The organism is Clostridium sp. 1001271st1 H5, from assembly GCF_005845215.1.
Taxonomy (GTDB): Bacteria; Bacillota; Clostridia; order Lachnospirales; family Lachnospiraceae; genus Enterocloster.
On the sequence record NZ_SPHO01000014.1, the window covers coordinates 126,461 to 147,420 of the forward strand.

General features: G+C 49.5%; 19 protein-coding genes. 2 read left to right on the plus strand and 17 right to left on the minus strand.

The window, feature by feature from the left end; all coding sequences use genetic code 11:
- Positions 1–27: 27 nt before the first annotated feature.
- The 5 genes from dxr to pyrH all read right to left on the minus strand — a co-directional run bounded on the left by dxr (position 28) and on the right by pyrH (position 4,201).
- On the minus strand, positions 28–1,173 hold the full coding sequence (gene dxr, locus FGS84_RS20440) for a 1-deoxy-D-xylulose-5-phosphate reductoisomerase (RefSeq protein ID WP_347563860.1): 1,146 nt from the start codon (positions 1,171–1,173) through the stop codon (positions 28–30).
- A 49-nt stretch (positions 1,174–1,222) separates the two neighbouring features.
- Complete coding sequence (locus tag FGS84_RS20445) at positions 1,223–2,023, minus strand: phosphatidate cytidylyltransferase (protein ID WP_138310229.1); 801 nt, start codon at positions 2,021–2,023, stop codon at positions 1,223–1,225.
- Positions 2,024–2,044: 21 nt separating this feature from the next.
- Positions 2,045–2,764 (minus strand): isoprenyl transferase, encoded by a 720-nt coding sequence (locus FGS84_RS20450; protein WP_138310248.1) that lies wholly within the window; start codon positions 2,762–2,764, stop codon positions 2,045–2,047.
- Between the two features lie 131 nt (positions 2,765–2,895).
- Positions 2,896–3,447 carry a ribosome recycling factor gene (frr, locus tag FGS84_RS20455; RefSeq protein ID WP_138310230.1) on the minus strand — a complete coding sequence of 184 codons (552 nt, stop codon included), beginning with the start codon at positions 3,445–3,447 and terminating at the stop codon, positions 2,896–2,898.
- 52 nt (positions 3,448–3,499) lie between these two features.
- Positions 3,500–4,201: a UMP kinase gene (gene pyrH, locus FGS84_RS20460; protein ID WP_138310231.1), complete on the minus strand. Its 702-nt coding sequence runs from the start codon at positions 4,199–4,201 to the stop codon at positions 3,500–3,502.
- A gap of 205 nt (positions 4,202–4,406) precedes the next feature.
- On the opposite strand from pyrH, the gene FGS84_RS20465 reads away from it, so the two are divergent.
- Complete coding sequence (locus tag FGS84_RS20465) at positions 4,407–5,786, plus strand: bifunctional diguanylate cyclase/phosphodiesterase (protein WP_138310232.1); 1,380 nt, start codon at positions 4,407–4,409, stop codon at positions 5,784–5,786.
- 76 nt (positions 5,787–5,862) lie between these two features.
- Here the strand turns inward: FGS84_RS20465 and FGS84_RS20470 are convergent, their stop codons facing one another.
- The 11 genes from FGS84_RS20470 to FGS84_RS20520 all read right to left on the minus strand — a co-directional run bounded on the left by FGS84_RS20470 (position 5,863) and on the right by FGS84_RS20520 (position 19,171).
- Positions 5,863–7,005, minus strand: coding sequence for an ROK family transcriptional regulator (locus tag FGS84_RS20470; protein WP_240305481.1), 1,143 nt, complete (start codon positions 7,003–7,005; stop codon positions 5,863–5,865).
- 38 nt (positions 7,006–7,043) lie between these two features.
- Positions 7,044–8,078 (minus strand): substrate-binding domain-containing protein, encoded by a 1,035-nt coding sequence (locus FGS84_RS20475; RefSeq protein ID WP_138310233.1) that lies wholly within the window; start codon positions 8,076–8,078, stop codon positions 7,044–7,046.
- A 17-nt stretch (positions 8,079–8,095) separates the two neighbouring features.
- The gene (locus FGS84_RS20480) at positions 8,096–9,043 is read right to left on the minus strand and encodes an ABC transporter permease (protein WP_138310234.1); all 948 of its coding nucleotides are present in this window, start codon (positions 9,041–9,043) and stop codon (positions 8,096–8,098) included.
- Positions 9,036–10,544 (minus strand): sugar ABC transporter ATP-binding protein, encoded by a 1,509-nt coding sequence (locus FGS84_RS20485; protein ID WP_138310235.1) that lies wholly within the window; start codon positions 10,542–10,544, stop codon positions 9,036–9,038. Before FGS84_RS20485 ends, FGS84_RS20480 begins: the two co-directional genes overlap by 8 nt.
- 10 nt (positions 10,545–10,554) lie before the next feature.
- Positions 10,555–11,508, minus strand: a complete 954-nt coding sequence (locus tag FGS84_RS20490) for an ABC transporter permease (protein ID WP_138310236.1) — start codon at positions 11,506–11,508, stop codon at positions 10,555–10,557.
- Between the two features lie 5 nt (positions 11,509–11,513).
- A complete protein-coding gene (locus FGS84_RS20495) occupies positions 11,514–12,797 on the minus strand; it encodes a M24 family metallopeptidase (RefSeq protein ID WP_138310237.1) in 1,284 nt (427 codons plus the stop codon).
- Positions 12,798–13,010: 213 nt separating this feature from the next.
- The gene (locus tag FGS84_RS20500; protein WP_138310238.1) at positions 13,011–13,982 is read right to left on the minus strand and encodes a Gfo/Idh/MocA family oxidoreductase; all 972 of its coding nucleotides are present in this window, start codon (positions 13,980–13,982) and stop codon (positions 13,011–13,013) included.
- A 157-nt stretch (positions 13,983–14,139) separates the two neighbouring features.
- On the minus strand, positions 14,140–15,021 hold the full coding sequence (locus tag FGS84_RS20505; RefSeq protein WP_138310239.1) for a mechanosensitive ion channel family protein: 882 nt from the start codon (positions 15,019–15,021) through the stop codon (positions 14,140–14,142).
- A gap of 174 nt (positions 15,022–15,195) precedes the next feature.
- Positions 15,196–15,489: a Smr/MutS family protein gene (locus tag FGS84_RS20510; RefSeq protein WP_227146551.1), complete on the minus strand. Its 294-nt coding sequence runs from the start codon at positions 15,487–15,489 to the stop codon at positions 15,196–15,198.
- Between the two features lie 127 nt (positions 15,490–15,616).
- The gene (locus FGS84_RS20515; protein ID WP_138310240.1) at positions 15,617–17,236 is read right to left on the minus strand and encodes a hypothetical protein; all 1,620 of its coding nucleotides are present in this window, start codon (positions 17,234–17,236) and stop codon (positions 15,617–15,619) included.
- A 48-nt stretch (positions 17,237–17,284) separates the two neighbouring features.
- Positions 17,285–19,171 (minus strand): ABC-F family ATP-binding cassette domain-containing protein, encoded by a 1,887-nt coding sequence (locus tag FGS84_RS20520; RefSeq protein ID WP_138310241.1) that lies wholly within the window; start codon positions 19,169–19,171, stop codon positions 17,285–17,287.
- A gap of 145 nt (positions 19,172–19,316) precedes the next feature.
- On the opposite strand from FGS84_RS20520, the gene FGS84_RS20525 reads away from it, so the two are divergent.
- Positions 19,317–20,075, plus strand: coding sequence for a DUF434 domain-containing protein (locus FGS84_RS20525; RefSeq protein WP_138310242.1), 759 nt, complete (start codon positions 19,317–19,319; stop codon positions 20,073–20,075).
- Positions 20,076–20,219: 144 nt separating this feature from the next.
- Here FGS84_RS20525 and FGS84_RS20530 read toward each other — a convergent pair whose 3' ends face one another.
- Entirely contained in the window at positions 20,220–20,576 is a 357-nt protein-coding gene (locus FGS84_RS20530) for a hypothetical protein (RefSeq protein WP_138310243.1), read from the minus strand.
- Positions 20,577–20,960 lie beyond the last annotated feature (384 nt).

Sequence of the window (20,960 nt, forward strand, 5' to 3'; positions counted from 1 at the left end):
TCGTGCGGCATGCGCCTCCTTTCTGTCTTAATTCCATTTTGATTTTATATAATCGTATGTTTCCTGTTCCGCCTCCAGAATTTGTGCCACATCCGGGGCAGGCTTCACGCAGTGGTGCTCCATGGCTCCCTCAATCATATCCACAATGGTAAGGTAACTGATTTTCCGTTCCAGGAACATGGCAACCGCCATCTCGTTGGCTGCATTGAATACCGTGGGCAGGGTGCCGCCCCTGCGTCCCGCATCGTAAGCCAGCTTAAGCCCGCGGAAGGTATCCATATCCGGCACCTCAAAAGCAATCTGTGAAAGCTTTGTGAAATCCAGCCGGTCTCCCGGAAGGAAACGCCGTTCCGGATAATAGAGCGCGTACTGGATGGGCAGCTTCATGTCCGGCGTACCTAACTGGGCTATAACAGCCCCGTCTTCAAATTCGACCATGGAATGGATGACGCTGGCAGGCTGTACCACCACCTGGACCTGGTCCATTTCCACCCCAAAGAGCCAGTGGGCCTCCATGACCTCCAGTCCCTTGTTGACCATGGTGGAGGAGTCTATGGTTATCTTATGTCCCATGGACCAGTTGGGATGCTTCAGCGCATCCTCCAGCCTGACCTTTGCCAGCTGGTCCATGGTAAATCCGCGGAAAGGACCGCCGGAGGCAGTGAGCAGTATCTTGTGCAGCGCATTGCCTGCCGCCCCCTGCAGACACTGGAAGATGGCTGAGTGCTCTGAATCCACGGGCAGCAGCTTAACGCCCTTTTCCGCGGCCAGGGGCATGATGATATGTCCGGCCGTCACCAGGGTTTCCTTGTTGGCCAGGGCAATGTCCTTTCCCGCTTCCATGGCTGCAATAGTGGGACGGATTCCAATCATCCCCACCACAGCCGTCACCACCAGGTCTGTTTCCTCTGCCGTGGCAGCCTCCATCAGGCCTTCCATGCCGCTTGCAACCTTTACATCCAGGTCAGCCACCGCAGTGCGCAGCTGCTCTGCCTTTTCCCGGTCCCAGAGACAGGCCAGCTTAGGCTTAAACTCACGAATCTGTTCCTCCATAAGTGTTACATTGCCGCCCGCAGCCAGGGCTGTCACCTGGATATCCTTATTGTATCTTACCACTTCCAATGTCTGGGTGCCTATGGAACCAGTGGAACCCAGGATTGCAATCCTCTTCATCATAACTTATATTCTCCCTATCCTGAAGAAATACTCAAAAAGCCCATCCTTATTTTAAAAATGTGAGGGCAAAGTAAATGGCAGGGGCCGTGAATATCATACTGTCAAACCGGTCCAGGATGCCTCCGTGGCCAGGAATCAGATGGCCGTAGTCCTTAATGCTGTGGTTTCTCTTAATGGCGGAAGCCGCCAAATCCCCTATCTGGGAAATAACTGCCGAAATGGCGCAGGCAATGGCGCAGGCCGCCTGGGGATTCTCAAGCTCCGCCATGCTGCCCCCAAAAAGGGATGCGTAAATAAGGCCCAGAAGGGCTGCGCCGGCCACGCCTCCCACTGCTCCTTCTATGGATTTCTTCGGGCTCAGGACAGGCGCCAGCTTATGCCTGCCAAAAAGCATGCCTGTACAGTAGGCAAAGGTATCACAACCCCAGGAGCTTAAGAATATAAGCCACACCAGATATGCCCCGTCGTTCATTTCCCTGGTTTGATACAGAAATGACAGCATAATGGGCACATAGCATACGCCGAAAAATGCGCCTGTCACTTCCTCTGTCTTATACTCAGGGAAGGTAAGCACGTAAAGAGCCATCATCGCCATCAGACAGGCGATAATCATAAGCGTCACATAACGCTGTCCCTCAAACCATAAAAGCCCGTAATAGGAGCAAGCAGTCACATAGCCCACAACAGCCAGGGAACGCCGCTGCATGCCAAGAGCCCTGTAAAGCTCAAATAAACCAATGACGGATATAAGGGCCGTAACGGCAAATAGCAGGATTCCTCCCTGCCCAACAATGACGATGGACAGAAGCACCAGTATGATACCGCTGATTAACCGGGTCGTAAACATGGCCTTCTCCTTTCCCTCTCCTTACTTTACAGCGCCGAACCGCCGTTCTCTTTTATTATACTGCACAATGGCCTTTTCCAATTCCTCCTGGTTGAAATCCGGCCAGAGACAATCCGTCACCACGATTTCCGTGTAGGCCAGCTGCCACAGCAGGTAATTGGAAAGCCTCAGTTCCCCGCTGGTGCGGATTAAAAGGTCCGGGTCCGGCATTCCCGCCGTATCCAGATAGGATGCAAAAAGCGCCTCATCCACCTGGTCCGGGTCCGCCTTTCCAAGTGCGCAGTCACTGGCCAGCCTGGCGGCTGCCCTGCGGATTTCGTCCCTGCCTCCGTAATTCACCGCTATGACAAAGGTCAGCCCTGTGTTATCCATTGTCTCGGATTCCAGACGTTTGATTCCCTCTATAATATCCCTGTCAAAACGGCTTCTGTCGCCAATCATCCTTACGCGCACATTGTTGGCAGACGCAATCTTTAAGAGCCGCACCATATAATAGCGGAACAGCTGCATCAGCGCTCCCACTTCCTCCGCAGAGCGTTTCCAGTTCTCAGTGGAGAATCCATAGACAGTCAGATAACGGATTCCCATCCTGGCTGCAATTTCAACGGTTTTCTCCACGGTGACGCAGCCTTCCTTATGCCCCATGGTGCGGGGAAGTCCCCTTTTCCTGGCCCAGCGGCCGTTTCCGTCCAATATCAGGGCCACATGCTCCGGTATAATCATATCCTTATCCAATGCCATTCTTTCTCTGCCTTTCTTGTCCAAATGTATCTCTCCCAAACAATATCTTTATCATGTCATATCGTTCCGGAATCAAAAAACAAATTAAGAGGCAGGAGTCCCTCCTGCCTCCCATATTCATTTATCACAGATTACACGGTCATGATTTCCTTGGTCTTCTCTTCCACTGCCTTGTCAACCTTCTCTGCCATCTTATCCGTAAGCTTCTGCATCTTCTCCGTCATCTCGGTCAAATCGTCCTCGGAAATTTCCCCTGCCTTCTCTGCCTTTTTAAAGGCCTCGTTGGCGTCACGGCGGATATTGCGCAGGGCTACCTTTGCATTGTCGCCCTTTTTCTTAACATCCTTGGAAACTTCCTTTCTGCGTTCCTCTGTCATCTCAGGGAACACCAGGCGGATGCAGTTTCCGTCATTGGTAGGATTGATGCCCAGCTCAGAAGTAAGGATGGCTTTCTCGATTGGCTTAAGAAGGCTCTTCTCCCATGGCTGAATCACAATCATGCGGGCTTCCGGAACAGAAACATTGCCGACCTGCTGGAGGGGCGTAGGCGTCCCGTAGTAGTCCACCTTAATCTTGTCCAGCACATGGGGATTGGCACGTCCTGCGCGGATGGTACCGTAGTCAGACAGCAGCACATCCAGTGTCTTATTCATCTTGTCCTCATAAAATTTTAATTCTTCCATAAGTTCCTCCTGTTAATGCAGCCTTCCCTGCTGCTTAATAATGTTCGCTTTATTACGCAGTAACGATGGTTCCGTTAATCCGGCCCTGCATGGCGTTTGCAATCCCGTCCTTCTCATTGAGACTGAACACTGCCATGGGCATCCTATGCTCCATACACATGATGGACGCGGTCAAATCCACCACGGCCAGCTGCTTGTCAATGACTTCCTGTATGGTAATCGTGTCATACTTCTTTGCCTGGGGATTCAGCTTGGGGTCGCTGTCATATACCCCGTCAATGGCCTTGGCCAGCAGGATGCAGTCAGCCTCCATCTCAATGGCCCTGAGGGCAATTCCCGTGTCCGTGGAAAAATAGGGATGTCCTGTTCCGCCTGCAAAGAATACCACCATGCCCTTTTCAAAATACTTATTAGCCCTGTCCTTGGAAAACAGCTTGGTCATGGAACCGCACTCAAAGGGCGTAAGAATCTGTGTCATCATACCGGCATTCCTGAAAATCTCAGAAACATAAATACAGTTCATGACAGTGGCCAGCATGCCAATCTGGTCTGCCTTTGTCCTGTCAATGGCCTCACTGGTGCGGCCTCTCCAGAAATTACCGCCGCCAATGACGATTCCCACCTGTATGCCTGCATCTACAGAGAGCTTTACCTGCCTGGCCACTTCCTTTACCGTGTCCTCGTCAAACCCGGTCTTCCTGGGGCCTGCAAGGGCCTCTCCGCTTAACTTTAAGAATACGCGTTTCATCTTCATAAAGATTTATCTCCTTGCTGCAATATCTGTGGCTATTATAGCATAGTTAGGTCAATTTGCAAAGAAAAAGAAATTATTTATCCTTTTTTCCATTTCGTCTAACATTTCATAAATAAAAATTGAGATTTTCTGGCTTTTATATTATAATAAAGGAAATGCTAATGCAGACAAACGCTGTCTGTGAATGACAAAGGAGGAAACAATCATGGGTTTGTTTCAGCATAAAAAAGAAAAAGGGGCGGCAGAGCTTCCGCCGTCACAGCCTTCCTTTACCCCGTCTGAACCGGACGGCGCCGGCGAAGGCCGTGCTGCCTGCATCAGCAGGCTGGAGTCCCTGTTAGGCGCACCCTCGTCCAAAGGCGTGGTGTTAAAGCTTTATCTGGAGAATTTTAAGAGTCTGAATAAGACATTCGGATATGATTACTGCGAGGAACTTCTGTCCCAGATAAAAAGCTATCTGAAGGAAGTGGCTGAGGGTAATATCTACCGTTACATAGGCGTGGAGTTCATCATTATATTGGAACAGCTCTCAGAGGGGCAGGCTTCCGACCTGGCGGACGAGATACTGGAGCGCTTCGGTAACGTGTGGAAAATCCGCGGCGTGGACTGTCTGTGTTCCGCACAGATAGGCCTCTGCTCCTATCCCGGCCACGCCGCCAACACAGACGAGCTGCTCAAGCGTCTGGACCTGGCAGTGTCCGCTGCATCCGACTGCGGCCCCAACCAGATGGCTGTATATGACAGCAACATGCATACCCAGTTTGTCCGCCGCCAGGCTGTTGCCATGTATCTTCAGGCTGCCCTGGAAAAGAATGAGCTGGAGGTCCGCTACCGCCCCACCTATAACCTGAAGGAAGGCCGTTTTACAAGGGCGGATTCCTACATGAGGATTTTCATTCAGGGAATCGGACTGGTGGGCGCTGCTGAGTTTATGCCCATTGCAGAGGATTCCGGCCAAATCAGAGCCATTGGATACTACGCCCTGGACCACGCCGGCAAATGCATAAGCGAGCTGATGAAGACAGGACGGGACTTTGATTCCATCTGTATCCCTGTTTCCCCTGTGCTTCTGGTACAGGAGGATTTTCTGGACCAGGTTACGCAGGTCCTTGAGACCTACCAGATACCCAAGGGCAAGCTGGCTCTGGAGGTGGATGACAGCGCCCTGTCCAATGTCTATCTGAACGTTAACATCACCATGCAGGAGCTCTCCGACATGGGAGTGGAGCTGGTGCTCAACAACTTCGGCTCAGGATGCGCTCCTGTCAGCAGTATCCTGGACCTTCCCATCAACACCGTGAAGCTGGAGCGCATGTTTGTATGGCAGCTGGAAACCAATCCAAAGTCAGCCTCCATTGCCGGCGGCCTGATTCAGATTGCCAGGGAGCTGGGCATCCATATCATTGCTGAGGGCGTGGAGACAGAGAACCAGCTGAACGCCCTGAACAGCTACCAGTGCGAGTATCAGCAGGGCTTCTACTACGCTCCCACCATGGAGCAGGATGTACTAATGAAGGTCATGGGTACCACCCTGGATGAATCCAGGGTTACCATTGAGGAAGAGAAGCTTAAGATGAAAATGTAAGGCTGAAGCTGTAAAAGAACGCAGGTTCCGTTTCCAGCGGTTCCTGCGTTCTCTGTATTGTTATGATTTTTATCACCTACGGCTTCCACTGGGCATAAATGGATTCATTGATGCCTGAATGTATGGTCAGCTCGCTGTGGTCATCCTTTACCAGCTTTACCCTCCTGTTGCCGTACAGGAAGCAGCGTTCCTGCACCACCTGATTCATATTTGCAAACAATTCATCATAGATGTCCGTAATCTCCCCGCCTATGTAAATGTATTCAGGGTCCATCATGGTAATCAGGACAGAAATCAGCCTGCCCAGGTATCCGGCGGTTTCCAGAATCATATTGGCTGCCTTTGTCTCACCCTTCTTCGCATCAATAACAAACTGGTTCCAGGCTTCCAGAACATCCTCCTGCTCTTTTCCCCAATAATCCGCCACAATGTCGGGAATGGCAAGCTCATTCTCAATGCAGCCGTAAGCCCCGCATTCAGAACAATACTTATGGGGATTGCCCAAAGGTGTATGGGCCACCTCTCCGCCGTACCCGTGATGGCCCCTCAGCAGGGAGCCTTCACAGATAATTCCCACCCCCACCCCCTCGGAGATATGGAGGTAGACCAGGTTCCTGCACTCTGTTATGGTATGCTTTAGGCTTAAAGCGCAGAGATTGGCCTCGTTGTCAACATAGCCCGGCAGCTGGAAGGCTTTTTCTACAATGGCCTTCAGCGGCACGCCCTCATACATTTTCACAGCGCAGTTTACAAGTGTCTGGGTAGCCAAATCAAAGATTCCCGAAACCGCCGCCCCCACTCCGATGTACACACGGCCGCTGTCTTCCCTTGCAATCTCATCAAACCGCTTCCTGGCAAAATCAATGACTTCTTCAGGCGCATCCAAACCGGATATATCGTATTTTTGATGGAATACAATTTCATTTCTGATATTCAATACCGCGATTCCCAGCACGCCTTTCATCTGCAGGTTCAGACACACTGTACAGAATCTGTTATATGCCAGGTTAACCGTAGATGGAGTCCTTCCCACGGACATGGAGTTCTTCTTAACGATTTCAACAATTCCTCTCTCCAATAACTCATTGCACAGATTGGAAACCGTGGCAAAGCTCAATGCTGTTCTGTCAGCTATATCGCGCTTTGTAAGACCGCTCTCCCCTGCTGAAAACCTCAACACATTTACAATACTCTTAACATTGTGCTGTTTAATATCCATTACGTCTAAAGATTCCATCGTTTTCTCCATCTATCCTCTTAATTTACTGCTGGAGGATTCTGATATTTTGCCAGTACGGCCTCGTCCTTTAGCATCTCGCCTGTGAGCAATGAGCTGCCACCGTAAATAATAGGAGGGACATGGCCAAAAGGCGGATTTGCTGAAGGGATTTCTGTGGGGTGTGCCGCTGCATATGCCAGCATCATTGCCTCGTATCCAATTAAATACGGGTCGTCCACGATTGTCCCTTCAATATCCCCAGCCTGCAGCAGTTCAATAACCGCTGAACTGTAATCACTTCCAATTATAACAACATTTTCTAAAATATTCAATGTTCTAGCCGCTGCTGCCGCACCCGGCGCCCCATATCCATGGGTGCTGAATATTCCTTTAATCTGCGGATTTGCCTGGAACAGGGCTGCGCATACGGTTTCCGACTTTGCGACATCTCCTTCATCGTTTAATTCAGATACGACCTGAACCCCCGGCGCATTCTCTGCCAGCCATTCCTTAAAACCAGAAGCCCTTTCCTCCTGTGCAATGGAGCCCGGAACCAGGCATATAGCCACCTGTCCCTCTCCCCCAATCATCTCAGACATGGCCTTTGCTGCGTTGGCGCCAAAATCATAGTTATCCGTGCCCACATAGGACAGCCTTCCGCTGTCGGCAGCATCACTGTCAAAACCAATCACAGGCACACCGGCGCTTAACGCTTTTCCTATGGCTGAATTCAGGGTGGTTTCATCTGCAGCGGATACCAGTATGCCTGCCGGTTTTTTGGCTGTCACCTGCTCCACCGCCCTTGCCTCCAGTGACGCATCCCATTCCGCCGGCCCCTGCAGCTCCACGCTTATATGGCTTCCCAGCAGCGTTGCCGCGTCCTTCATACCCGCATAACACCAATTGAAATATTCAGCTCCTTTTGTAAATACCACCATGGAGTAAAGCTCTTTTTCCCTGGCGGCCGATGCATCCTGCCCGGCCGGCGGCGCTGCTGCTCCCGATGCGCTGCTGCATCCCGCTGCACTTGCCAGCATGATTCCTGCCATACACAATGCGATAATTTTCTTCATGAAATTCTCCTCCTCTTTTATGAATGCCTCTTTTTTAATAGGTTCATCCCCTCGCTTAACAACACTGCCACAATCAGGAAGGCCCCCGTCACCACATCCTGATAATACGTGGAAATTCCGCTCATGACAAAGGCATTGTAAATCATGGCCATGAACAGGGTTCCCAGCAGGGTTCCCGTAACCGAGCCATATCCTCCGTGGGTCAGGCTTGTCCCGCCTATTGCCACTGTTGTAATTACCCTCAGGTCCGCATTGGTGCCGTAACTATAGCTTGCACTGCTGTAGGTCATGGCTGTGAGGATACCGGCTGCCGCTGCAAGAACAGCAGATATGATATATACATTCCGGTACACTCCCTCAACCTTTATTCCGGACAGACGGGCAGCCTCCTCATTACCGCCCACAAAATATATCTGCTGGAATGATTTTTTGTTTTTTGAAAAGTAAATAAAGACAGCTGCCAGCACAATGTACACAATCCAGCTCAAAGGCATTCCCGCAACCCTGCATGTGCTCCACTCAGAAAAACCTTCTGAAAAATTAGAAATTGCGCTTCCGCCGGTAAGGGTCAGATTCAGTCCTTTTAACACAGCTGCAATTGCCATTGTCACCACCATGGGATGCAGATTCAGTTTTTTTCTAAACAGATTGGTCACGCACCCAACGCCTGCTGCCGCTGCCAGCACCAGCAATATGGCTGCCGGGAATGGGACTCCCTGTATCATGAGCAGTGCAAGGATGATGGAAGAAAAGGGAAGGACGCCTGCCACGGTCAGGTCAATTCCCCCGGATATAATTACCAGGGTCATTCCCAATGCCATAATTGCCTCCATAATAAAATTATCCACCAGCACGCAGAGATTGGCCGCTGTGAAGAAATAAGGGGAACAAAATCCCATGAAGACCCCCAGAAGTACAATAAGGAAAACCAGCACCGCATAATGAAGATTGATTTTTTTAGCCATTTCCTTCCACCTCCTCCCGGAACGCCGCCTTCATCACAATCTCCTCTGTCAGATTATCATTCTCCAGAACTGCCTGGCACCTGCCTTCGTGCATTACTATGACTTTATCTGAAACTCCCAGGATTTCAGGCAGTTCAGAAGAAATCATCCACACCGCCATCCCGCTATCCGCCAGTTTTCGCAGAATTTCGTGAATCATAGCCTTGGCTCCCACATCCACGCCTCTGGTGGGTTCATCCACAATCAGCAGCCTGGGATTCGCGGCAAGCCATTTGCCAAAGAGTACCTTCTGCTGATTCCCGCCTGACAGATTGGATAACCGGTTTTCCATGCACTGCGCGGGATGGATTTCCAGTTCCTCAATATATTTTTCTGTTATACTCCTGCTTTGGTCCTCCTTTATAAACTGCATTGGGCTGCAGATGGATTTCAGACAGGCTGCAATGGTATTCTCCCTAACGGTCATGTCAACAAATAGCCCGATAGCCTTCCGGTCTTCCGACAGGTAGCACACGCCTTCTTTTATGGCCTGGGCCGGATTGGAAAATTTCACCTCCCTTTCCTCAAAAAATACGTTTCCTGAATCAATCTTGTCCGCCCCGAAAACTGAGAATGCGCACTCGGTCCGTCCTGCTCCAACCAATCCGAACATTCCTGCAATCTCACCATATCGGATTTCAAAGGATACATTTTCAAATTTATCCTTCCTGCTGATATGCTCTGTCCTAAGTGCACATTTCCCGTTTCTGTCCTTTGCTTTCGGAGGATACAGACTATCAATATTACGTCCTACCATCATTCTGATGATGGTCTGTACATCCATATCCTCCCTTGTCAGGGTCCCTGTGCAGGTTCCATCCCTCAGCACCGATACCTTGTCTGAAATCCTTGTGATTTCATTTAATTTGTGGCTGATAAATATAATCAGTTTTCCCTTTTTCCTTAAATCAAAGAGCAGCCGGAACAGATTCTCAATTTCTTTATCCGAAAGAGCGCTGGTGGGCTCATCCAGAATCAATATGCTGACATCCTTTGACAATACTTTTGTGATTTCTATCATCTGCTGCAGACCGACGCTCAGGGTTCCGGCCTGGACCCTTGGATTGATGCTGGCCCCTATTTTCCGAAACTCTTCCTCTGTATTTTTGTAGAGACGGTTCCAATCTATAAATCCCAGCCGGTTGACAGGCTCATTGTTCACAAACACATTCTGGGCCACAGTCATATTTCCTGCAATGCTCAATTCCTGATGGACAATTCCTATTCCATGGGCATAAGCCTCCGCCGGATTTTGCATGGATATGCTCCTGCCGTCCAAGAGGATTTCGCCGCTGTCAGCCTGGTATATACCTCCGATTATTTTCATAAGGGTGGATTTTCCGGCTCCGTTCTCACCTATGATGGAGTGAATCTCCCCCTTTTCAAAATCAATGGAGATATCTTCCAGTACTTTGTTATTTCCAAAGGACTTTACTACATTTCTGACTTGTAAATAACTCATACCCCATCTCCTATCTCGGCTTTCTTCTGCGGCGCAGGGCGTCAAAGGCCACTGCCGCCAGAAGCATCAGGCCGCTTATTGCAGATGACCAGTTAGGCGAACCGTTAAACATGATAAACACATTATTTACCAGTGCCACCAGTATGACCCCAAGAGCGGTTCCCAGAAAACTTCCGGAGCCTCCGTGCATATCAGCGCCGCCTATGACCGCCGCCGAAATCGCCTTCATCTCAAAAGAAATGCCATACCCTGCATGTCCCATACCAAGACTGCTGGTCATCAGTATGGCTGCTATTCCAGCCATGAGGCCGCTTATCATATATCCAAGAATAATTGTAAGCCCCGACGGAATCCCTGAGATAAAAGCCGCCTGCCTGTTGCCTCCCACGTAGAACATGTTGCGCAGAGGCCTGAAGCGCCTGGACAGAAATGCCAGCAGCAGCATGATAGTGATGGATACCAGTATCTTATTGGGTACTCCAGCCAGGCTGCCCCTGCCAATGTTGGTATAGGTATCTGTCAGTCCTGCCACAAAATAGCCGCTGGTCAGAACATAGCAGGTACCCCTGCAGATGGACTGGCTGCCCAGCGTGGCAACAAAAGGAGCCACGTTGGCTTTGGAAACAAGAAGGCCGTTAACCGCCCCCACGGCTCCTCCAAAGAGAATGCCGGCGCCAACTGCCGCAGCTGTATTTACTCCCTTTTGAATCATTAAGGTACAGATGATTCCGGCCAGCGCAAGGACAGCTCCCACGGACAGGTCCACACCGCCCAGGATAATGACGAACGTCATGCCGCAGGCCAGCAGCAAATCATAGGCAAGGTTGGAAAATATGGCTTCAATGTTGCTTCTGGCGTAAAAAAGCTCTCCCTTGAGGATACACATTAAAACAAAAATAATTGCTATTGTAATAATTAATGTTCCTTCCCTGTTATTGACAGACAGTTTCATTTTGTCTTTCATTCACATCACATCCCTCTGCCTACCAGCTCCTGGACATCCACCGGCATATCAGAACACTTGACAGCAGTCCTTCCCCGTTTTATATATGCATCCTCAACACAGCCTCCTGCAATCTCAGTGTTGGGATAACCGTAACAGCCAAGGTCCAGCATGATACCTACATTCTCTCCGTAGGGTTCCTCCTTGTCCGGGGTAATGACCATTGGTTCCAGGCACTCTGTCAGCCCGGTTCCATGGCACGTACTATAAAAATGGAACTGCTTCATATTAAGCCCGTCAATGGTCTGTGAGGCAAAATAGTTCCTGGCTGCCAGGTCAATACGGTTAGACGGAAGATGTTCCCGGCAGACATGGTAAATTTCCTGTTCCGCCCTGCGGTAAGCCTCGTTCATGCATTCAAAATATGCATTCTGAAGCCGGCTTCTCTCTCCCATGACAAAAGACCTTCTGCACACACCCTTATATCCCTCAAAGCTTGGGCTGCAGCCTATCTGTACGATTTCACCTTCCTCTATTACTTTATTGGAGGCAGGTCCAATCACGGTTTTACAGCGGTCGCCTGAATTTACAATGGTGTCAAATCCGAATCCGGTTCCCCCAAGGGATTTGACGGTAAAATCTCCCACCGCCGCCACTTCGCTTTCCCTGATTCCCGGTCTGGCAACCGCCAGCATGGCCCTGACTGCTGCACAGGCAATGGTGTCCGCCTGTTCCATGCACTTAAACTCATTCTCTGTTTTCTCATACCGCAGCTGCGACAGAATATCTGAGGCATCCGCCACCTCCACTTTTCCAAAGCTCGTGTGAAGAAAATCCATGAATTTGGCCGGAACAACATCATCACTTGTCATATAGCCGATACGCTTGATTTCATGCCCTATGTAACGGGAAATCACTTCATTGAGCTCATCCCTCTCCACTCCCTCATAATACTCATCGGGAATACTGAATTCATTTACAAAGCTGGTGTCCAGTCCCAATCCTGCTTCCTTTGAAAGGATACCGGATTCAGGTCCGGCCAGAAGGAGGGGACGTTTTCCGGGAGCAATCACTCCGCTGGCCCTTTCGATGGTTGGATTATATCCGGTCAGATAGATGCCGTCTCCCGGCATCTCCCTGTACCAAAAGAAAAAACCCATATCAATCTCCTTTTCCTCCAGCCTTTTCCATACATTCCGGTACCGCACTTCATATTCCTCCGGCGGAATCTTGAAATCCTTGTCAATGCGCCCTTCATACGCCTTCACAATTTTCATAACCCTCTCAAACTCCATTGTACTTATCCCCATAACTACCTCCTTGATTTATTTGTTTCTTATTATTTTAAACTAATTATTATAATACTTATTATAATTATTATATAAATATTTGCCAATACTGCGGGGGGATAAGAATCTGATTTCCGTAAATTTTCATAAATCGCGGCAAAAATCAGCAAAAAACAAAAAACCTGCTTGGATTTAACCCCAAACAGGCTTTCTTCTTAAACACAACACCTTTCTTTATTTCTCCATAGGATAAACCAGGCCCCACTGCCTGCGCAGCTCATCCATCCACCTCATCATACGCAGCGTTTCCTCATGAGGCATTTCAGGGCATTCCAATGCCCCCTCCCTGATTGCCCGCAGACAGGCTTCCACCTCATATTCATACCCGCTAATCTGCTTAGGTGTGTCATAGGATGCAATCAGATTCCTGGAACGGTCATAAACTTTGATGGCCTCACAGTTGTTGATGTTCTCAACTTCAATGAATCCATTGTCACCATAGATAATGCCACGGCGGTCGCTGAGTCCCATTGCGCTGCTGCACAGAACTGCCATCCTGCCATCCTTGTAGGTAATGGTGATGCTGTTCTGGGCATCCACGCCGGTTTCTGTCATCACCGCTGTACCGGTTATGGACTCCACCTCGTCCCCAAACACCATGGAGGCAAAATTAAGCGGATAGATTCCCACATCCAAAAGGGCTCCTCCCGCCAGCTCCGGACGCATGATGCGCTCCTTTCCGCTGATAATATACCCCAGATTGGCCGTAAGCATATAAGGCCTGCCTATGACGCCGATTGACAGCACGTCGTCCAGGTTTTTTCTCATGGGCATGTACCGGGTCCAGATAGCCTCTGTCAGAAGCAGTTTCTTTTCCCTGGCCATTTCAAGCACTTCCCTGGCCTGTGATTCATTGACCGTAAATGATTTTTCGCACAGCACATGTTTTCCGTGATTCAGGCATAATTTAATATGCTCATAGTGATGTGAATGGGGCGTGGCAATGTACACCAGCTCTACCTCAGTATCCTCCACCAGCTCCTCATAGGAGCCATAGGCTTTATCAAAGCCGTATGTTTTTGCAAATTCAGCCGCCCTCTCATAGTCCCTGGCAGCCACTGCGTAGTTTTGCGCGCAGTCCATCTCTTTAATGGTTCCTGCCATGGTCCCTGCAATTGCTCCGGCTCCAATGATACCTACCTTCATATTTATAATCCTCCTGCCGCAATGTTTTTATGGACCTGATGCACAGGCCCGGTCATTATGCTCTTCTTTGTATTCCGGCTCTCTCTTATATTCCAGCCCTCTCTTAAATTCCGCATTCCTCCTAAATTCCGCTTTCCTCCTAAATTCCGCTTTCCTCTTATATTCCGGTTTTCTCCGATATTCCGGTTTCCTCCGATATTCCGTACTCCGTTATCTTCCCGTTTTCCTGCGGTTCTCTACACGCATTCCCCGTAACCACATGGACATGCCTGTATGGAATGGAAATACCCGCAGCGTCGAAATTCGTTTTAATCAGGCGGCGGATATCACTGCAGGCGGTAAAATTGTCATCAATGTTCCGGGTCCAGACAGTGGATTTAAGGATGATTCCGTCGTCTCCCAGCTCCTTTACCGCCACATTGACCTTATTTCCCTCTGAGGGGTCCGGGCGTATGTCCACCACCAGCGGATAGGAGGCGATTGTCTCCCTCATCACTTCGATGGCCTGTTCCAGGTTGCTTTCATAGCTGACGGAGACCTCCATATAATTGCCAATATAGTCATTGTTGTAGTTGCTGTTTTCCACAATTGCCTTATTAATGACACTGTTGGGAATAATCATGCGGCTGTTGTGATAGGTCCTGATTACAGTATGACGCACCGTCATATCCTCCACTATTCCGGAGATACCCAGACTGCTTATATTCACCTTCTCGCCCAGATTAAAGGGGCGGGACCAGCTGAGCATGACTCCGCTTATAACATCTGCCAGAACCTGCTGGGCCGCAAAACCCACAATGGCAACTAACAGCGAGGAACTGGTAAGCAGGGTAGCGCTCAGCGCCTTTGTGGTATTGAAAAGGCCGCTGATGCAGATAAAGGCAATGATTGTCAGTATGACCTTTGACATGCTCCTGAGAAACTTGATGTGAATCTGTTCCTTCCGCTTCAATATCATCCCGAATATCTGATTGAGTGCGAACATTCCCCCACTCCAGAATACAACAATCACCGCTATCTTAATCAATAAAATCTGCATTCAAATATGTCCTTTCATATTATGTCTCTTATGTGCCATGGCCGCATTAGTAGTCTACCATACGGACCTGATTCTTGCAATCTCCAGATTCTGTCCATTATTGCAGCGCCATACCGTGCCTTCCATGCTTAAGCTCTTCAATCTCATCCGTAAATCCTTTATTCCTCATAATAATTAGAATTCCCTGAGCACCAGCTCTGTAATCCCCTGGTTGCTACCCATCTCGATTCGTTTCACCGCCGGCTCCCTGCCGTATCCGTACTCCTCCCGGAGCATGCTGCGAATCCGCGTACCGCCGTTATATCCATGAATGACACGAAGCCGGTAGATACTTTTACCGGCAGTATGTATCTGGATGTCAATTGCCTTTTTCGCTTCCTCTATGTTTTTCCCATGTACATCTATCTCTATAATTCCGCCTGTCATCTGTCCATCATCCCTCGCTTCTTCTGTCGCGTTACGGGGCATATCCTGTGAGTCCTGCATCTTGTGAGTCCTCTGTCCTGTGAGTCCTGCATCCTATAAGTCCTGCATCCTATAAGTCCTGTATCACATTAAGCTTATATTTTATCACACAAATAATCTCTGTCATGAATCACGACACAAACTTTAAATCAAACAGAATATCCCCGGCTAACTCCTGAGGTACTGTATCCGCTTCCTCTGCCAACACCTGTTTAATAAAAGCAGCCTGTTTCCTGTCCACCCTTGCGTAAAGACTTCTGAACCGCAGCGCCCCCAGCAGCTTATCCCTGTATTCTTCCAGTGAGGCATCCTTCAGCAGATAAATCAGATAGGGCAGGCGGTCCCAGGAGTTCTCCTGCAGGAGAAGGAGTATCAGGTATCTTCTGACATGAAATATGGTATACGGACCTGTTGCGTCTGCGCTCTGTGCTCCGGCTGCCGCCGCTGTTCCCTTTGATTCCCTCCATTTATCCTGTTCCTCATAAAGCATTCCGGCGCCGGGATGAACCCCATTTTTCCGGAGACACATGTAAGCTGCCTTGGATACGCAGGGCCTGGTGTCAAGAAGATACTTCCAGTATATCCCTTCCCCTTCCGCCCCCAGCAGCATACCTAAGGATTCCAGGGCGCTTCTAACCACTTTTTCTGATTCATGCTCCAAAAAAGGAAGGACAAGGCCAGTCACCTCCTGGTCCCCTCCCTGTTCCCCGATACCTAAAATGGCTGTTACCAGGTCTGGTCCCTTCAGATGGTCCTTATAAAATGCCAGTATATCCATCCGGCTGTGCTTCCTCATTATGTAGGCCGCCAGGTCCCGTATACCGTGATTGGCGTCCAGCAGCAAATTCTCCGCCCCCGGCCAGGCGCATCCGATTACATGGTACTTATACTCCAATGCCTTTCTCCTGATACAGGAACTGCGGTGCACCAAGTAACGGTCAATCATTTCCATAGGGCATTGGTAATGAGTCAGCAGACCGGTCCATATGATGGACTGGCAGAAGCTGTGTCTTTCCCGGTCAAGAAGGTTTTCAGCGGTTTCCAGGTCCAGTCGTCTGCCCCCAAACAGGAAACGGTATACACTCTTTCTCATGTCATAATCCATGCCCAGAATGGATGGCACTGACAGGGCTCCCGCCTCTGCATCCAGCCGTTCCCCAATGGATTTCCCTATGCGCTCCACAGTCCGGTGGTCCTTTCTCCCGGAGCACCTTACCTTATCTAACGCCGTCATGGCCATGAACACTTCATTCAGCGAACACATTTCCAGGCGGTCTGATACTGCCCGGGCAGCAGCCAGACGCACCTGTTCCACCCAGTCGTTAAGGCGCAGTACCAGGAAAGGAAGGGCTCCAGGATAATCCGTCATTTCCTCCAGGCAGACCTGGCGGTAATATCCGTTGGGATGGAAGCTGCCCAGGGCCAATACCCAGTAATAATCCTCTTTTGACTGGAACCAGTCCCTTTTTTCTCTTATATCCAGGCTTCTCCAGTCAATTTCCCATTCCAGAGAAGTATACTGCCGGAATTTCTCACTGAGCTGTATCACCTGTCTCATAGTCATAGGCTCCATAACCAACCGTATAGCCCTTCCACCGCGCCGTATCAGCTCCCGGTCCTTTGACGCCATTGCACAATACGCCTGGGAAAGGCTGGACATATCCGTTTTTTCCAGTCTGGATATGGCTTGGGACAGTCTGGCATAATACCCTCGTTCCAACCGCTCCTTCCCGCATTTTTCCCAAAACATTAGGAAACCTCCCTTCTGACCATTACCTTCCGGTACATTGGCTTCTGTCTACAGAATCCCCACCTCCAGAGCTGTTTCCAGCCATTCCATACAGGCCCGGTGCCATTCCTCCCAGGCCTGTTTCAGACACTGGCATTGGTCTTCATATTCATCCATCTGCGCCCATACTCCGCCATTCCAGTATTCTCCGGAATCCTGCCACATGGACCGCAGTTCCTTCACCTGTCCCGCCAAATATTCCACTGCCTTTCCGGCAGGCTCCAGGCGCTGGGCGGCCAGACCCATTTTCCACTCCCTGTATGCATCTTCCTCCGGTATTTCCCTTAACCGGTGGCGTTCTGCTTTTGGCACGGCGCGGATGCCTGCTATCAGGGCCTGTTCCTCGGCCCTTATCTGCGCTGCCATGGAACCGCCCTGTTCCTCCCTGGACTTCCGCTCCAGATAGTGCTCATATCCAAAAGGATAATACATTACGGACTGGTTTTCAAATATCATCACTGCATCTGCAACCTGCTGTATAAAGTACCTGTCGTGCGATACAAATAAAACAGTTCCCTTATAAGCCCGGAATGCGGATTCCAGTGTCTCCTTTGCCTGAATATCCATATGGTTGGTAGGCTCGTCCAGAACCAGGAAATTAGGCCGGCTCTGCAAAAGTTCAGCCAGCACAAGCCTTGCCTTTTCACCGCCGGAAAGAGAGCTGACCCTCTTCTGGGCGTCTCTTCCCCCAAACAGATAAGCTCCAAGAATGCTCCTGGCCTCCTTCTCAGTCAAAGAGGGAAACTGGGCTGAAAAATGCTCCAGCACTGTCTGCTCCGACCGGATAGCTCCGCTGTGCTGGTCAAAATATCCAATGGTGGTCTGGTTTCCAAGGGAATAAATTCCTTCCAGCGCTGGCAGGAAACCTGCTATGGTTTTTAAAAATGTAGTTTTTCCTGCTCCATTAGGTCCCAAAAGTGCAATCTTCTGTCCGCGCCGTATGCGCATTGTAATTTCAAGCAGCGGTTTCTCATAGCCGATTTTCAGGTGTTCGGATGTGAACACCCACTTGCTGCCAGGTATCAGAGGATTAATCTCACCTGTAAAAATATGAACATCATCCTCCTGAGGTTTTTCCACCCGTTCCATATGTTCCATGGTCTTCCGCTTTGCCCTGGCAAATGCAGCTTTGTTTGGTTTGTGTTTAAAGCGTTCCACCAGATGTTCCAGACGGTCCAGCTCCTCCTGCTGGCGTTCATACGCCTTTTTTTGAATCCGAATCTGTTTCAGCTTTTCTTCCCGGTAATGGGTATAATTGCCCGGATAGCGCCTCAGTGATTTTCCGGACAGCTCATAGACAACATCCGCAACCTGGTCCAGGAAAAAACGGTCATGGGATACCATTACCACTGCCTTTGGGTAATGCTTCATATACTGTTCCAGCCATCCGGCTGTCTCTATATCCAGATGGTTGGTAGGCTCATCCAGCAGCAATATATCCGGCTTTTGAAGAAGCAGACGGATTAAGGCTATCTTGGTCTGTTCTCCGCCTGAAAACCGGCTAACGGGCTTTTTCTTATCTTCCTTTGGAAATCCGAAACCGGTAAAAAGGGTATCGTACTCACGCTCGTATTCAAACCGTTCCCGCTCAAAGGTGTCCCGGCAGGGACAGGCCTCCAGAAGCTCCTCCTCCACGGTCCTGTTTCCGTCCTTAAACGCCTGCTGGGACAGCATTCCCACAGTGAGCTGGCGGGAACACCGGATTCCCGGTCCCCGGCGTCTGTCATCCCGGTCCAGGGAAAGTTCCCCTGACACAAGCTTTAACAGGGTGGTCTTTCCAGCTCCGTTTCTTCCCACCACTGCTATCTTTTCATTGCCGTGTATCTCAAAATCAATGTGGGAGAGAATCACCCCGCCGCCCACTGATACGGTTCCGTTTGAAATTTGGTATAACATGACTGTATCCTCTATCTGTAATATTCTTATTTTGCTATCTGTATTATATCATGCCGCGCCTGGATATAGTATAACATACTTAAGATTGTAATTCCTTCCCAATTATTTTATACTATAAGCAGCTTGTATGAAAAGGAGAACTGATATGGAACAGGTCAGACGCGGCTATGTGCCGGAAGATGAAGCATTCTTTTACAGGGAGGACAGTCTGGGCAGGCTGCGTCTTGCCCAGGCAGACCTGCTCTACCTGATTGAGCGGGGCTATCCCATAAAAAACGCCTCTGTATTTACAGGAAATCACTATCTGCTCTCCGAACGGCAGCGCCTGGCGCTGGTGCGTGCAACCTCCTCCCGTCAGGCAGTGGCCGCACGCAGGAGCAGGGAAATCTCAAGTCCTGTTACGGGAAAGGAAGTTCACATAGACGGCTTCAATATTATCATCACCCTGGAAATCGCCCTTTCAGGCTCCACCCTTCTCAAATGCATGGATGGCACAATCCGGGATTTGGCCGGACTTCGGGGAATATACCGAATCATTGACAAAACCCATGAAGCCATTGGTCTTTTGATGTGCCGGCTGAAGGAGCTGGAGGCAAAAAAGGCTTTCTTCTACCTGGACAGCCCCGTGTCCAACTCAGGCCGGCTGAAAAGCCTGATACTGGACACTGCGGCGGAAAACAGCCTGGATTGCCAGGTACACCTGGTTCCCAATGCCGATGCAGTCCTAAAGGAACAGGAGTATGTCATCACCAGTGATGCCATTATTCTGGACCACTGCAAAACCTGGACGAATCCCCTCCCCGGCCTTTTATCATCTTCTCTTCCCGGACTGCGTTATGTGGATTTGAGCATGCAGGGCACAGGGGCCAATTGGGATTGTGATTCCCGGCAGAAGGAGCAATGATAATACCATAGGCAGGCATGACAATATATTTGGTATACACTGAAACCAATTTCCTTCTCTCTTTCAGCTGTGATGATATGTCCATTCAAAAAAGAGAGGTCAGATAAACCATCCATCCCTCTCTCTGTCCGTCCTGCCAGCCGGTTATTTCTTTTTATCCCTGTCATTAAAGGATTTAAGCACCATCTGCGCCGGATAACAATAGGCATAAATACAGCTTTTCATAAGCTCCTGCTCCTGCTGGTTCTTACATACGCTGAGAATCATCTCTTTCTCATCTGCCTGGAGGTATGCCTCTCCGCTGTTGCCTCCCATTTCCCGGATTTCCTTATAAATACGGTATTTCTTGTAGTAATCCAGGCCGTTGAAATACTTTGCCTTCACTGGCTCCGGTACAATGTTCAGTTTATACCGTTCTGACATCCTTGCCAGTATGTTATGTATCTTCTCACAGTTTTCCCTGGTGTTGTTCAAATCAGGCATGCAATACAAATAGTCCATATGGAACCCCTTCTTCTGTAAACAAATTCTGATGATATTATGACAGATTTTTCCTTTGTATGCAAGGAGTTTTTTAAAGCCACATCAATGAGGCATTAAAAACTGCATTGAACAGGTTTCAGCACAGAGTCTGGCCGCAATAATATCCGCCAGTCCCATTCCTCCTCTGACTGCGTTCCCAGCCCCTCTTCTTTTGTTATTATTGTAAAATCATGGTATTATGGAGTATTAATAGTATCCGGTGGTCTTGACTTAATACTGAAGTATATTTTCTCAAATGTTTTGATTTTGTGGAAGGGTACTGGCTATGGAGCGTTTACGATTTGACGGTAAACGTCAAACCATCCGCCCCAGCTTAAACTAACGCCGCTTTTCAGCGGCGTG